The organism is Geodermatophilus sp. SYSU D01186 (genome assembly GCF_054050215.1).
This window is the reverse complement of the sequence record NZ_JBJGYW010000018.1, coordinates 78,485-91,401: the sequence shown is the minus strand read 5'-3', so window position 1 is coordinate 91,401 and position 12,917 is coordinate 78,485. Positions and strand designations below refer to the sequence as shown.

Genomic DNA, 12,917 nt, shown 5'->3' with positions numbered 1-12,917 from the left:
CCGCGCCCCGGCAGTGCCACAGTTCGCACGCGGGCGGCAGCCCCACCGCTCCTCGTTGTTCCGAGGAGGACGTCGATGTTCGGCTTGTCCCGGGAACAACAGCGATACGAGTTGACCTTCCGGTGTCCGCACTGCAACCGCGTGGTCCTGACGCGAGACCGGCGCCCCGACGGCACGCCCATCTCGCGATTCGCCCTCGCGCCGTTCATCGACAGAGGGGCGATCGCGCAGTGCCCCAGGTGCCTCGGGGAATGGCGCGTCTTCGCCCCGGAAGCCGACGTCCGGCCACCACCGCAGACGGCTACGACGGTCACCCTCCGGGAGACCGCGCGGGTCCTCGAGCCGCTCGGCCGCGAGGCACGAGTGATCGACAACTCGCGCAGCGACGTCACGTCCGTCCGCCGGATGGTCGCCACGCACCGCTGGCTACGCCGGTGCGACGTCGAGGTGGAGCGCTCCGAGTCCACGGCCAGCGGGCTCTGCCTCACCCCTGGCCTGCTGGTGGATCTGAAGGCCGAGGTCACGTCCGCCGTCTCCGGCAGGTACGCGAAGACCTGGGAGGAGGAGAACCTCTTCGAGGAGGAGATCGAGGTGACGGTCCCCGGCCGGACCGCCGTCGAGGTGGTTCTCGACTGGAAGCGCGTCTGGCAACGGGGCACCGCCGTCTGCACGCTGCCTCACGGCGGCGTGGTGCGGATCCCCTACGGCCTCGTGGTGGGTGTCACGTTCGACCAGGAGATCCGTGACCTGGAGCGCTGACGGCTGCCCCCCTCAGGTGCGGCCGAGGGCGGCGAGGCGCTCGGCCCGGGCGGCGCGCAGCAGGCCGGCCACCCGCGGGTCCTGCAGCGTCTCGGTGCCGTGGACGCGCAACTTGCGGAACGACTTCCCGGTGCCGTCGAGCAGGCCGCCGTGGTCGAGCCCGGCGCCGTGGTTGAAGCCGAGGTTGAGCACCTGCCCGTACACGGCGAGGTAGGCGTAGTGCTCGGTGGTCTTCTTCGGGCCGACGCCGTAGCCGACGTCTTCTGGTGCGGCCAGACGACGCGGACGACGTCCGCGTCGGTGCGCCGGACGAGTTCGTCGGCGCCCCGCACCAGGGCGCCCACCTCCTGGCTGACGTCGGCGAGCAGTGCGTCGAGGTCGTCGAGCACGGTGCGGGCTCCTCTCTCGTGGCGGGGCCGCTCGGCCCTGGTGGGCGGCCCCTCAGGGCCTAGGGTCGGGGATGACGACCCCGACCGCCGTCCCCCTGGGAGATGACCGTGCTCCGCCTACTCGGACTCCTGCTGGTCATCTGGCTGGTCATCACCGTCATCGGCGCGGTGGTCGAGGGCCTGTTCTGGCTGGCGGTCATCGGTCTGCTGTTCTTCGTGGCCACCGCCGTGTTCGGCTGGGGGAAGCAGAAGAACCGCCTCTGACCCGGGTCACCGGCGCGTGGCCACCGGCACGCCGGCCAGCTGCCGGGACACCCCGCGCGCGGTCGCGATCACCGCGGGCACGTAGCTCGGCGCGGAGGTGTCCTCCGGGGGGACGACGACCGACACCGCGCCCACGACGACCCCGCCGCGGCCGACCACCGGTGCGGCGACGGCCAGCGCCGGCAGCGGCATCGTGCTCGTGGCCACGGCCACGCCCGACCGCCGGACCTCGGCCAGCACGCGGCGCAGCCGGCCGGGCTCGGTGACCGTGTTGGGGGTGTAGCGCTCGAGCGGGCCGGCGAGGACGGCGTCCTGCTCCTCCTTGGGCGCCCAGGCGAGCAGGACCAGCCCGACCCCGCTGGCGTGCAGCGGCAGCCGGCCGCCGATGCGGGTCGCCGTGCGCACCGCCGACCGGGTGGCGAAGTGCTCCACGACCAGCGCCGCGCCGGCGTCCCGCACCGCCAGCTGGACGTTCTGCTCCGTCGCCTCGTAGAGGTCCTCGAGGAACGGCCGGGCGGTGTCGCGCAGCGCGCTGGCCCGGGGCGCGGAGGCGGCGACCTCCCACAGCCGCAGCCCGGCGCGGTACCGGCCGTCCGGCTGCCGCTCCAGGCCGCCCCAGGCCGCGAGCGTCTGCACCAGCCGGTGGGCCGTCGACAGCGGCATGCCGGTCTCCCGGCTCACCTCGGTCGCCGACAGGCCGGCGGGCGCGGCACCGATCGCGTCGAGCACTGCGCAGACCTTGGACGCGACGCTGCGCGACCCCGTTCCGGGCACCCGGACCACCTCCGATCCTCCCGACTATAGGGAGGGCTGTTGTCCGGGACACAGTGACCCGGGTCCCATGGAGCGCAGTGGCCGGGGCGTCGACCCCCGGCACCTCACCCGGGCGCGGGCAGTCCGCCCGCCCCTCCCCCTGCCGTCCGGAGTGCCCGGACGCCCGTTCGCGGAGGCAACGTGTCCATCGACGTCCTCGCTGTCGTCGTACTGCTCGCCGTGTTCCTCGTCGGCACGATCAGCACGGTCAACATCGGCGCGCTGGCGCTCGTCGGGGCCTTCGCCCTCGGCACGCTGGTGCTCGGTGAGGACGTGCCCACGATCCTGTCGGGGTTCCCGGCCAACCTCTTCACGCTGCTGTTCGGCATCACCTACCTGTTCTCCGTCGCCGCGGCCAACGGCACGACGGAGTGGCTGGTGATGTCGATGGCCAGGCTCGTCCGCGGCAACGCACGGGTCGTGCCGCTGCTGCTCTTCGCGGTCACCGCCGCGGTCACCTCGGCCGGCGCGCCGGGTCAGGCCGCCGCCGGGATCATGGCCCCGATCGGCATCAGCCTGGCCCGCGAGTTCGGCATCCGCCCGCTGCTGGCCGGTCTGATGGTCGTCACCGGCGTCGGCGCGGGCACCTTCTCGCCGCTGTCCACCCTCGGGATCATCGCCAACGAGGCCGTGGCCGGCGAGGGCTTCGACGTCAGCCCGGTCACCCTGTGGCTGGGGACCCTGGCGTTCAACGTCGTCCTCGCCGTCGCCGTCTACGTCGTCCTGGGCGGCCTGCGGGCCACCGGCGAGCGGCTGGGCGACGCGGTGCGCGCCACCGACGGCGGCGGGACCCCGCTGGAGTCGGCGCCCTCCGCCGGCACCGGCGGCGGCGGTGCCGCGACGGTCGTCAGGACGACGGCGCCGGTGATGCTCCGCCCCAGGCTGGACGCCGCCCGGGCCACCACGCTGGTCGCGATCGCACTGGTGGCGCTCGGCTCCCTCGTCCTCGGCTGGGACATCGGCATGCTGGCGATCGTGGCCGCCGTCGCCGTCCACGTGGTGTTCCCCCGCAAGGCCAACACCGCGCACATCAGCTGGAACGTCATCCTGCTGGTCTGTGGCCTGGTCACGCTGATCGAGGTGCTCGACCGCGCCGGCACGATCACGCGCATCGGTGAGGGCGTCGCCGGCGTCGGCTCCCCGGTGGTCAGCGCGCTCCTGCTCTGCGGGGTGGCCGCGCTGGTCTCGGCGTTCGCCTCCAGCACCGGGGTGATCGGCGCGATCGTGCCGCTCGCGATCCCGCTGATGGCCCTGGGCCACCTCTCCCCCACCGCGCTGCTCATCGCGATCGCGCTGTCCGCGACCGTCGTCGACGCCAGCCCGTTCTCCTCGGTCGGCGCCCTGGTCGTGGCCAGCGCACCCGAGGACCAGCAGCGTTCGGTCTCGCGCAAGCTGCTCACCTTCGGCCTGACGATGATCGTCGTCGCGCCGCTGGCCTCCGTCCTGCTCTTCGTCCTGCCCGCCCAGCTGGGCTGATCCCCACCCCGAGAGGAGCGCCCCCATGGCCGCACCCGTGTTCACGATGGCCTGCCAGGCCTACGACCGCATGCAGGCGCTGCGCGACGGCACCGTCCGCGTCGGCGGCGCGGAGCTGAACTTCCTCGACCTGCCGGTCGAGGAGACGTTCTTCCGGATGCTCAAGTTCGGTGAGTTCGACATCGCCGAGCTGTCCCTGTCCAGCTACGTGATGACCCTGGGCCGGGGAGCGCCGTTCGTCGCGGTGCCGGTCTTCCCGTCCCGGGCCTTCCGGCACAGCGGCATCTACGTCCGGTCGGACTCGCCGATCAAGGACCCGGCCGAGCTGGCGGGCAAGACCGTCGGCGTGCCCGAGTACCAGATCACCGCGTCGGTGTGGATCCGCGGGACGCTCGCCGAGCACCACGGCCTGCCGGTGGAGTCGGTGCGCTACCGCACCGGCGGCCTCGACGAGCCGGGCCGCACGGAGAAGGTGCAGCTGGAGCTGCCGGCCGGCGTCGAGGTGACCCCGATCGGGTCGTCCGAGACGCTGTCCCAGCTGCTGCTCGACGGCGAGCTCGACGCGGTCTACAGCGCCCGCAACCCGGGTCCGTTCAACACCCCGGGCGGGGGCGGCATCCGGCGGCTGTTCGGCGACGCCGCCGAGGTCGAGCGGCAGTACCACGCCCGCACCGGCATCTTCCCCATCATGCACACGCTGGTGATCCGCCGGGAGGTCTACGAGCAGCACCGCTGGCTGGCCCGCGAGCTGGTCAAGGCCTGCGGCGCGGCCAAGGACGTCGGCCTGGCCGGCGTCGGTGAGACCGCCGCGCTGCGCTACGCCCTGCCGTGGCTGTGGGCCGAGGTCGAGCGCACCCGGACCGCGCTCGGGGAGGACTGGTGGCCCTACGGCCTGGAGGCCAACCGGACCACGCTCGAGACGTTCCTGCGCTACCACCACGAGCAGGGCCTCTCGCCGCGGCGGTACGAGCCCGAGGAGCTGTTCGCCCCGGAGTCGCTGGCCGCGGTCGTCGTCTGAGCACCCGCGCACCCGGGCGCCCCGGTCCCGCACCTCGCGGGGCCGGGGCGCCGTCGCGTCAGGCGGTGACCCTCATCGCCCACGGGTCGCCGTCGCGCCGGGTCGGACGGCGTGCGGACTCACCCTCCGGGGGTGACGCCGGACCGGCCCGGGCCCCCGGAGAGTTCCCCGGACAGCGCCGACGGGAGGGCCCGGGATGGCGAGCAGCGCGAACCGGCCGGACACGGCCACCCACGTCCCGGCACCGCGTCCCGCGGAGCGCGCGGCGTGACTGGCGTCGGCGTGGCCGTCGTCGGCCTGCTGCTGTGCTTCGCCGGGCTGCTCTCGATCCACCTGGCGGTGCTGTCGTCCGGCTTCGCCCTCGGCTGGCTGCTGGCGGAGGCGTTCGGCGCCTCGCCCGGCGTCGCGGCGGTCGTCGCCCTCTGCACCGCCGTGGTGGCCTGGGTGCTGGCCACCGTCGTGTTCCGGGCGGCGCTGTTCTTCACCGGGGCGATCGCCGGCGCGGTGATCGGCGCGAAGCTCTTCGGGCTGCTGGAGGAGGACGACGGCAACGTCGTCCTGGCGGTCCTCTTCACCGGAGCGGTCGCCGTGCTCACCGGCCTGGCCACCCAGCGCTACCGCGAGGCCGCCGTCATCTGGGCCTGCGCCTTCGGTGGCGCCGCGCTCGCCCTCAGCGGGGTGGCCCGGATCTGGCCGGACACGCTGGGCTTCCTGCGCACGCCGGACACCGCGACCGAGGCGGTCGTCAGCGGCGCGGCGTGGCTGGTGCTCAGCGCCTTCGGGTGGTCGGTCCAGCGGCGGATGGCCAGCCGGCGGAGCGCCGCCCTGAGGTAGCCGCCGGAGGTCAGCGGGAGGAGCTCTCCAGCTCTCCGCCGTGCACCATCCGGTTCGGCACGGACCCGGCGACCTCGGGGCTCGACCCGCACTGCAAGGCGCACGAACTGGACGACCTCCACGTCGCCGACACGAGCTTCTCCCCGAGCATCGGCGCGGTGAACCCCTCGCTGACCGCGATCGCGAACGCGCTGCGGGTCGGCGACCACCTGCTCGAACGACTCGCGGGCGCGGGCACCCGGGCGGTTCCGCAGCCCCAGTCCTCGCCCGGGGTCGAGACGGCCGCTCGGCCGCCGGCCGCTCGACCGGCCACGGCGTGGACGACTCCCTACCCCTCCCGCTCGGGGCCCTGGTGCTCCTGCGCCGGGACACCGCCGGGCGTGCGCTCGTCCGCACGGTGCCGCCTGCCGCCGGCCGAGGGCTCGGGTGGCGTGCGCGGTGTGGGGACGTCGGGCCCCGCGGCCTCCCGATCGGTCCTTGCAGCCGCGCCGGCGGGCGGCGCGTCGTCGTCCCGGTAGCCGGCGAGCAGCCGGCGCTCCTGGTCCCGCCGGGGGAACGCGAAGAACACCAGCGCCGCCCCGAGCAGCACGGCGACGATCCCGGCCAGGTAGGCCCACTGGTCGCCCTGCAGGAAGGCGGTCTCGGCCGCCGCCACGATCTGGTCGGCCTGCGCCGGGTACCGCTGCGCGGTGTCGGCGGCGCTGGCGAAGGACTTGGTCAGCTCGTTCTGCACGCTGGTGGGGACGTCCGCCCCCGCCGCGGCGAGCTCGGCGCCGGCCGCCGAGACGTAACCGGCGGTGAGCAGCGCGCCGAAGACCGACTGCATGACCGCTCCGCCCAGGTCCCGCTGCAGGTCGGCGGTGCCCGAGGCCATGCCGACCCGGCGCACCGGCACCGACCCGGTCAGCGAGTGCGAGGCGGGGGTGCCGGCCAGGCCGACCCCGATCCCGACCAGGGCGTAGCCGAGCCCCACGCGCCAGTAGCCGGCGTCCTCACGCCACAGCAGCAGCATCACCAGGAAGCCGAGCAGCACGAAGGCGTAGCCGCTCAGCAGCGCGAAGCGGGCGCCGCGGGCCTCGACGAGAGCCGCCGACCGGGGGGCGACCAGCACCATCAGCGCCGCGGCCGGGAGGATCGCCAGCCCCGCGGCGAGCGTGGAGTAGCCCAGCACGTTCTGCAGGAACTGCTGGCCGATGAACATGGCGCCCATGAGGGAGCCGAACACGATGATCCCGGCGCAGGCGGCCACCCAGAAGGTCGGCCGGGCGGCCACCGCCAGGTCGTACAGCGGTTCGCGCGCACGCCGCTGCCGGACGACGAAGGCGACCAGGGCGACCAGCGCGACCACGGCGAGCAGGAGGGTGAGGGTCCCGGCGGCGGGCACCGGCGCGAAGTTGATCGACAGGATCAGCGAGCCGACGAGGACCAGCGACATCAGGCCGCCCCAGTTGTCGACCGCTCCGGTGGCCTCGTTGACGTGGGACGGCACGAGCGTCCACGCCATGCCGACGGCGAGCACGGCCAGCGGCAGGGTGAGCAGGAAGACCGATCCCCACCAGAAGTGCCTCAGCAGCAGTCCGGAGCAGACCGGGCCGAGGGCGGCGATCGCTCCCCCGACGCCGGACCACAGGGCGATCGCCTTCGTCCTGCCGGGCCCGGTCCAGAGGGCGGTGATGAGCGCCAGGGTCGTCGGGTACGCCATCCCGGCCGCCACGCCGCCGCCCAGCCGGGCCGCGAACAGCACGACGTCGCTCGGCGCGTAGGCCGCCAGGAGCGACATCGGGACGGCGAGGATCGTGCCCGAGAGCAGCATGAGCTTGCGCCCGTACCGGTCGCCCAGCGCGCCCAGCCACAGCACGGAGCAGGCCAGGCCCAGCGAGTAGCCCACCGCGATCAGGTCCAGGGCGGTCTGGCCGGAGTCGAAGGACCGGCCGATCGACGGCAGCGCCACGTTCGCCACCGACAGGTTCAGGTTGGCCACCGCGGCGACCAGGATCAGCGCGGTCAGGACGAGCCCCGCCCGCCGCGGTGCGGTCCTCGCCTCGAGACCGACGGCAACGGTCATCCCGGCACGGTCGCCGAGGCACCGCCGTCCGGCATCACCCGCGCCGGACGAGCCACGCCGGTCCTCGCACCCCGGGTCGCCGGGCGGGCGCCACCAGGTGGCGGCGTCGCGGGTGCCGATCGCCGTCTGCCGTTCCCGACGCGCTGCCGAGCGGGGTCGTAGGCGCGGAGGGCTGCGTGCCGACCGGCGGATCCGGAAAGGAGCCGGACCGTGGTCGCACGCCGTCCGGGCGGGCGTAGCGTTAGGGCTGTGCGTCCCTCCGGTCGCGCGGGCTCCGCCGAGAGCCGTGGTCCACGGGGTGCCGAGTGCTGCGCGCACGAGGTCCTGCGCTGTGCACGATCGGCGGCGCAGCCATGAGGACCGGCAGGGCGCGAGGGTGCGTCGGGCACGTCCACGAGGCCGGCTTCTACGCCTCCGACGAGGAGTTCCTGGCGCTGATCGTGCCCTTCGTGACCGACGGGCTGGCCGCGGGCGAGCCGGTGGTGCTCGGCTACGACGAGCGCAAGTGCGACCTGCTGCGCGCGTCGCTGCCCCGACCGGAGGCCGTCACCTTCATCGGCGACAGCAGCCTGTACGCCACACCCGCGCGCGCCATCGAGGCCTACCGGGAACAGTTCGAGGAGCACGTGGCGACCGGCGCCGAGCAGATCCGCATCGCCGGCGACGTCCCGCACGAGGGCAACGGTGGCCGGTTCGCCGGCTGGGACCGGTACGAGTCCGCGGTCAACGTCACCTGGCAGGACTACCCGGTGTACAGCCGCTGCCTGTACGACGCCACCACCGTGGCCGACGCCGTGCGGGACGTCGTGGCACGCACCCACCCCCGGCTGCTCAGCGCTGACGGCGGCGTCGCGACCAGCCTCCGGTACGAGACGGTCCCCGACTTCGCGCCCCTGCCCCCGGCGGCCGATCCGCTGGAGGGGACCCGCCCCGCCGTCACGCTGACCGACGCTCCGCTGCGGCAGGTCCGGCGGCGGGTCGCTGCGGCGGCGCGCGGGCGGGTCGACGCCGCGACGTCCGACGAGCTGCTGTTCGCGCTCTCCGAGGCGGTCCTCAACGCCCAGCTGTACGGGCGCCGGCCGGTCACCGTGCGGGCCTGGACGGGCCCCGACCGAACCGTGGTGCACGTGCACGACACCGGCCCGGGGCCGACGGACCCCCTCACCGGCCTCGTCCCCGCCCCCGAGGGCACGGCCGGCGCGGGACTCGGGCTGTGGCTGGCGCACCAGTTCCCCTCCGTCGACATCGCCCTGCTCACCGACACCGGCGGCTTCACGGTGCGGCTGCGCGGTGGCCGCCTCCCCGGCCCGGACGACGAACCCGCGGGCGACCGGCCGCACCCGCTCTGACCTCCCGCTCCGCCGCGGACCCCGCTCAGGCCGGTGGCCGTCCTCCCGGGACACGGGCCGACCGGCGGACGAACAGGGCCGGTGGCACGAACAGGCCCAGCCGCAGGGCCCGCGCGGCCGCGGCGGTGCGGGACCGCCCGGCCAGCTTCGCCCGCACGTGGTCGACGTGCCCGTCCACGGTTCGCCGCGTGATGCCCAGGGCCGTCGCGATCCGCTCGTTGGACGCCCCGGTGACCAGCAGCCCGAGCACCTGGAGCTCCTGCGCGCTGAGCCCGTACAGCTCCCCGGCCGGGCCGGTGAGGACGACCGCGCTGGCCAGGAACCGCACGTCCGGCGGAGCGGCCATCACCGTGATCCGCACGTGTGTCCCCGCACCGTCGGCTGCCACGCCGTCGCCCGCGACGGCCGGGGGCGGAGCGAGGAACGAGACCAGGGAGCCCCCCTCGGCCAACTGCGAGGCGGCGGCCGCCAGGACGCCGGATCCCGCCTCGAGCAGTCGGTGGCCAGGCAGTCCCGGCAGCGGCTGGACCCCGCCGGAGGGGGTCAGGACGATCCCGGCCGTGGCAGGCTCGACGCCGCGGGCGATCGCCGCGAGGGACCGCCACGGGTCCACACCGGTCGCGATCGGCGTCGCGAGCAGCCCGACCAGGTCCCGGGCGGCATCGGTGATCCGGCCCGGCGCCTCGGTGATGAGGCCGAGCACCCCCAGGTAGTCGCCCTCGGCGGTGAACAGCCCGGCGACGATGCCGTCGCGGAACCCCGCCGGCTCCAGGTACTCGGACCACCCGATGAGCTCCGACGGCGCGACCACCAGGTCCCCCAGCCGCACCGGCCGGTGCGATCGGCGCAGGCCGACCACGTCCACGTCGGCGAGCAGGGCGGGGCTGACCAGGTAGTGCCGGATCCGCTCGCCGAAGCCGGTACCGGCGACCAGCGCGTGCACGTCCTGGTCGGGCAGCAGCAGGCTGATCGCGCCTGCGTCGAAGGGCACCACCCGCTGCAGCAGCGTGAGCAGCGCCTCGGCGCGCTCCGCCAGCCCGCCCGGTTCGGCGGCGAGGCGGGTGAAGTCGCGGAGGATCTCGGCATGGTCCATCGACGTCCCGACTCCGGGCGCTGGCGGCGTCGCCTCGTCGTTCCCACACCAACTCGGAACGTCCACCCCTCGCCACGTCTCAGCGCGGGTGCCGCGGTCGTCCGGTGTCGACTCAGAGGATCATCGTCCACCGCGGGACCGGAAGCGAGCACACGCCTCCACGAGCACCATGCCTCTCAAAGAACCCGTAAAAACACCTACCGTCCGCGCGTGGCGGCCTCGTCCGGGGGTAGCAGACCCTCCGGGGAGTCCCCCTCCGCAACGACGCGGAGCGGTCAACCAGTCGGCCCCCGTGCGCGGAGCAGGCCAACTTCTCCCCCCTCCCCCGCTCCGGGCTGAGCCGAGGCCTGGGGCGGCGGAGCGCTCTCGCCCCGTACGACGCCGCGATCGCCGAGCGGTCAGTCGTCGTCCCAGTCGTCGTCCCAGTCGTCGTGCCAGTCCTCGTGCCAGTCCCCGCCCCCGCCGTCCCCACCGCCGTCGGACAGCGCCGCCCCACTCAGGGCACCGACGAGGACGAGGAAGAGAGCGGCGACCAGGAGCACGACCCCCACGCGCGCCGCCCTCAACCCGCCGGTGGCGGTGGTCAGGGAGGCCCGCAACTGCTCGACCGCGAGCGCCCCGATCGACCGCCAGCCCGGCGCCGTCCGCCCGGGCGGCGCCGGCGGGAGGTCCTCGGTGAGCGGGTCGAGGTCGGTCAGGTGGACGGCGGCGAAGGCCTCGGCCATCCGCTCGCTGCCCTCATCCGGACCGAGCAGGCCGCGGGCCACCGCGTCCTGCAGGCGCTCCACGGTGGCCAGTCGGTCGGCGTCCGACGCGCGCATCCGCGGGGTGGACGTGGTCGCGGTGTCCGTGTCGATCAGGGGTGGCATGGCTGCTCCTCTCGGGGCGCGACGCGGAGAGGGCCACAGCCTGCACCCGCACCCCCGGGTACCGGGCCGGATCCGGCCCGCGCAGGTCCGCGACGGCACACGGCCCGGCGCGACGGCTGCGCCGTGCATGGGGCCGGTGTCGTTCCGCGAGCCGGACGCCGCCCGCCTGGTCCCGCAGCCGCTGCGCGGTGCGTCCCGGGACCGGACGTCGCGTCACGCCCACGGATCTCCTCCGGTCCTGCCTGGGGGACCCGGCTGACCGGACGACGCGGTGCAGGCAACATCGGCGTGCACCGATGAGCGCGCCCGCTCCGCGCGGTCTCATCTGGAGACCGCACCGGCACCGGGCCCCGCCCGCGGACCCCGGTGCCGACGGAGGAGGACACCGTGGCCGACCGGGCTCCCGCACTCGACCTGCGCTCGGGACCCGAGCGGGTCTTCGCCCACCTGCTGGTCAACAACCTGCTGGTGTCGGTCGTCAACTACACCGTCTGGTTCGCGGTCACCTTCTGGGTGTTCCTCGAGACGGGGTCGGTGTTCGCCACCGGGATGATCGCCGGCATCTTCCTGGTCGCGACGGCCGGGACCGGCATCTGGTTCGGCAGCCTGGTCGACCACCACCGCAAGCACGCCGTCCTGCAGGCCTCGGCAGGTGCGTCGACCGTCCTGTACGCGCTGGCGCTGGCGGTGTACCAGCTGACCCCGGAGGAGTCGTTCCGGACGGCGGCCAGCCTGCCGCTGTGGTGCTTCGTCGTGCTGCTCATGCTCGGCGTGATCGCCGGCAACCCGCGCACGATCGCGCTGCCGACGCTGGTCACGCTGCTGGTCTCGGCGGACCGGCGGGACCGGGCCAACGGGCTCGTCGGATCGGCGACCGGCCTGTCCATGCTGGTCACCTCGGTGATCAGCGGGCTGCTGATCGCCTTCGGAGGCATGACCGCCGTCCTCGCGCTCGCTCTGACCGTCCTGGTGCTGTCGGTGGTGCACCTGACCCGCGTCCAGGTGCCCGAGCACAGGGCGGCGCCGCTCGCCGGGGCCGGGGACGGGGCGGCGCAGCTCGCCGAGGCCGGGGACGGGGCGGCGCCGCTCGCCGGGGCCGGGAACGGCCCGCCAGCCGGGTCCGGCGTCGACCTGCGCGGGACACTCCGCCTGGTCCGCGGCGTACCCGGGCTGCTGCCGCTGATCCTGTTCAGCTGCTTCAACAACTTCCTCGGTGGCGCCTTCATGGCGCTGATGGACCCCTACGGCCTGTCGCTGATGTCGGTGCAGGCGTGGGGGCTGCTGTGGGGCGGGCTGTCCGCGCTGCTGATCATCGGTGGGCTGCTGGTGGCCCGGATCGGTCTGGGCAGCCGCCCGATCCGGGTGCTGCTGCTGGTCGACGTGGCGATGTGGACCGGCACGATGCTGTTCCCGCTGGCCTCCTCGGTGGTCACACTGACCGTGGCGATGGCCGTGTTCATGACCGTGATGCCCTTCGCCGAGGCCGCCGAGCAGACGGTGCTGCAGCGGGTGGTGCCCTACGAGCGGCAGGGCCGGGTGTTCGGCTTCGCCCAGAGCGTCGAGCAGGCCGCGTCCCCGCTGACCGCCTTCCTCATGGCCCCGCTCACGGAGTTCCTCGTCATCCCGTTCATGACCGACGGCGCCGGCGCGCGGGCGATCGGCGGCTGGTTCGGGACCGGCCCCGACCGCGGCATCGCGCTGGTCTTCGTCGTCACCGGGCTGATCGGGGTCCTCGCCGTCCTGGCGGCGTTCGCCAGCCCGGCCTACCGGCGGCTGAGTGCGGCGTACGCGGCGGCCCGGGAGGAGGACCCCGCAGGTGCGGGCGAGCCGGCGGGCGTCGACCCGGCCCTGACGGCGGTCCCCGCGCCGGTCGCCGCGGCCCGTGGCGGCGGAGAACCGCCCGTCTGAGCCCGGTCGTCCGGGGGTGGACGGTTGCGCCGCGGCGGCCGTCTCCGCCTCGAGTCACCGGTGCTCCGCCCGTGTCCGCG

The 12,917-nt window shown here is 74.6% G+C and carries 12 protein-coding genes and 1 pseudogene; 8 read left to right on the top strand and 5 right to left on the bottom strand.

Annotation, left to right across the window (positions count from 1 at the left end; all coding sequences use genetic code 11):
* The first annotated feature begins 141 nt into the window (after positions 1-141).
* Positions 142-759 carry a hypothetical protein gene (locus ACI784_RS14785; RefSeq protein ID WP_457013956.1) on the top strand — a complete coding sequence of 206 codons (618 nt, stop codon included), beginning with the start codon at positions 142-144 and terminating at the stop codon, positions 757-759.
* A 12-nt stretch (positions 760-771) separates the two neighbouring features.
* On the opposite strand, the gene ACI784_RS14780 is transcribed toward ACI784_RS14785, so the two are convergent.
* Entirely contained in the window at positions 772-963 is a 192-nt protein-coding gene (locus ACI784_RS14780; protein WP_457013955.1) for a hypothetical protein, read from the bottom strand.
* A 287-nt stretch (positions 964-1,250) separates the two neighbouring features.
* On the opposite strand from ACI784_RS14780, the gene ACI784_RS14775 reads away from it, so the two are divergent.
* A complete protein-coding gene (locus ACI784_RS14775; protein ID WP_456924145.1) occupies positions 1,251-1,412 on the top strand; it encodes a hypothetical protein in 162 nt (53 codons plus the stop codon).
* Between the two features lie 6 nt (positions 1,413-1,418).
* On the opposite strand, the gene ACI784_RS14770 is transcribed toward ACI784_RS14775, so the two are convergent.
* A complete protein-coding gene (locus ACI784_RS14770; protein WP_456924144.1) occupies positions 1,419-2,186 on the bottom strand; it encodes an IclR family transcriptional regulator in 768 nt (255 codons plus the stop codon).
* A 180-nt stretch (positions 2,187-2,366) separates the two neighbouring features.
* Between ACI784_RS14770 and ACI784_RS14765 the strand changes: the two genes are divergently transcribed.
* From ACI784_RS14765 to ACI784_RS14750, 4 genes and pseudogenes are all read left to right on the top strand, one after another.
* Entirely contained in the window at positions 2,367-3,701 is a 1,335-nt protein-coding gene (locus tag ACI784_RS14765; RefSeq protein WP_457013954.1) for an SLC13 family permease, read from the top strand.
* 25 nt (positions 3,702-3,726) lie between these two features.
* On the top strand, positions 3,727-4,719 hold the full coding sequence (locus ACI784_RS14760) for an ABC transporter substrate-binding protein (RefSeq protein ID WP_456924142.1): 993 nt from the start codon (positions 3,727-3,729) through the stop codon (positions 4,717-4,719).
* A 267-nt stretch (positions 4,720-4,986) separates the two neighbouring features.
* Complete coding sequence (locus ACI784_RS14755) at positions 4,987-5,553, top strand: hypothetical protein (RefSeq protein ID WP_457013953.1); 567 nt, start codon at positions 4,987-4,989, stop codon at positions 5,551-5,553.
* Positions 5,478-5,732 (top strand): annotated as a pseudogene (locus ACI784_RS14750) (GMC oxidoreductase); the annotation flags it as partial. The gene ACI784_RS14755 and the pseudogene ACI784_RS14750, both read left to right, overlap by 76 nt.
* A 149-nt stretch (positions 5,733-5,881) precedes the next feature.
* Here ACI784_RS14750 and ACI784_RS14745 read toward each other — a convergent pair.
* Positions 5,882-7,618 (bottom strand): MFS transporter, encoded by a 1,737-nt coding sequence (locus ACI784_RS14745; protein WP_457013952.1) that lies wholly within the window; start codon positions 7,616-7,618, stop codon positions 5,882-5,884.
* Between the two features lie 353 nt (positions 7,619-7,971).
* Between ACI784_RS14745 and ACI784_RS14740 the strand changes: the two genes are divergently transcribed.
* Positions 7,972-8,967: an anti-sigma factor RsbA family regulatory protein gene (locus ACI784_RS14740; RefSeq protein WP_457013951.1), complete on the top strand. Its 996-nt coding sequence runs from the start codon at positions 7,972-7,974 to the stop codon at positions 8,965-8,967.
* A gap of 25 nt (positions 8,968-8,992) precedes the next feature.
* Here ACI784_RS14740 and ACI784_RS14735 read toward each other — a convergent pair whose 3' ends face one another.
* Positions 8,993-10,060: a LuxR C-terminal-related transcriptional regulator gene (locus ACI784_RS14735; protein ID WP_456924138.1), complete on the bottom strand. Its 1,068-nt coding sequence runs from the start codon at positions 10,058-10,060 to the stop codon at positions 8,993-8,995.
* Positions 10,061-10,458: 398 nt separating this feature from the next.
* Positions 10,459-10,929, bottom strand: coding sequence for a DUF1707 SHOCT-like domain-containing protein (locus ACI784_RS14730; RefSeq protein ID WP_457013950.1), 471 nt, complete (start codon positions 10,927-10,929; stop codon positions 10,459-10,461).
* 387 nt (positions 10,930-11,316) lie between these two features.
* Here ACI784_RS14730 and ACI784_RS14725 point away from each other — a divergent pair, with 387 nt between their 5' ends.
* Positions 11,317-12,837: an MFS transporter gene (locus ACI784_RS14725; RefSeq protein WP_457013949.1), complete on the top strand. Its 1,521-nt coding sequence runs from the start codon at positions 11,317-11,319 to the stop codon at positions 12,835-12,837.
* Positions 12,838-12,917 lie beyond the last annotated feature (80 nt).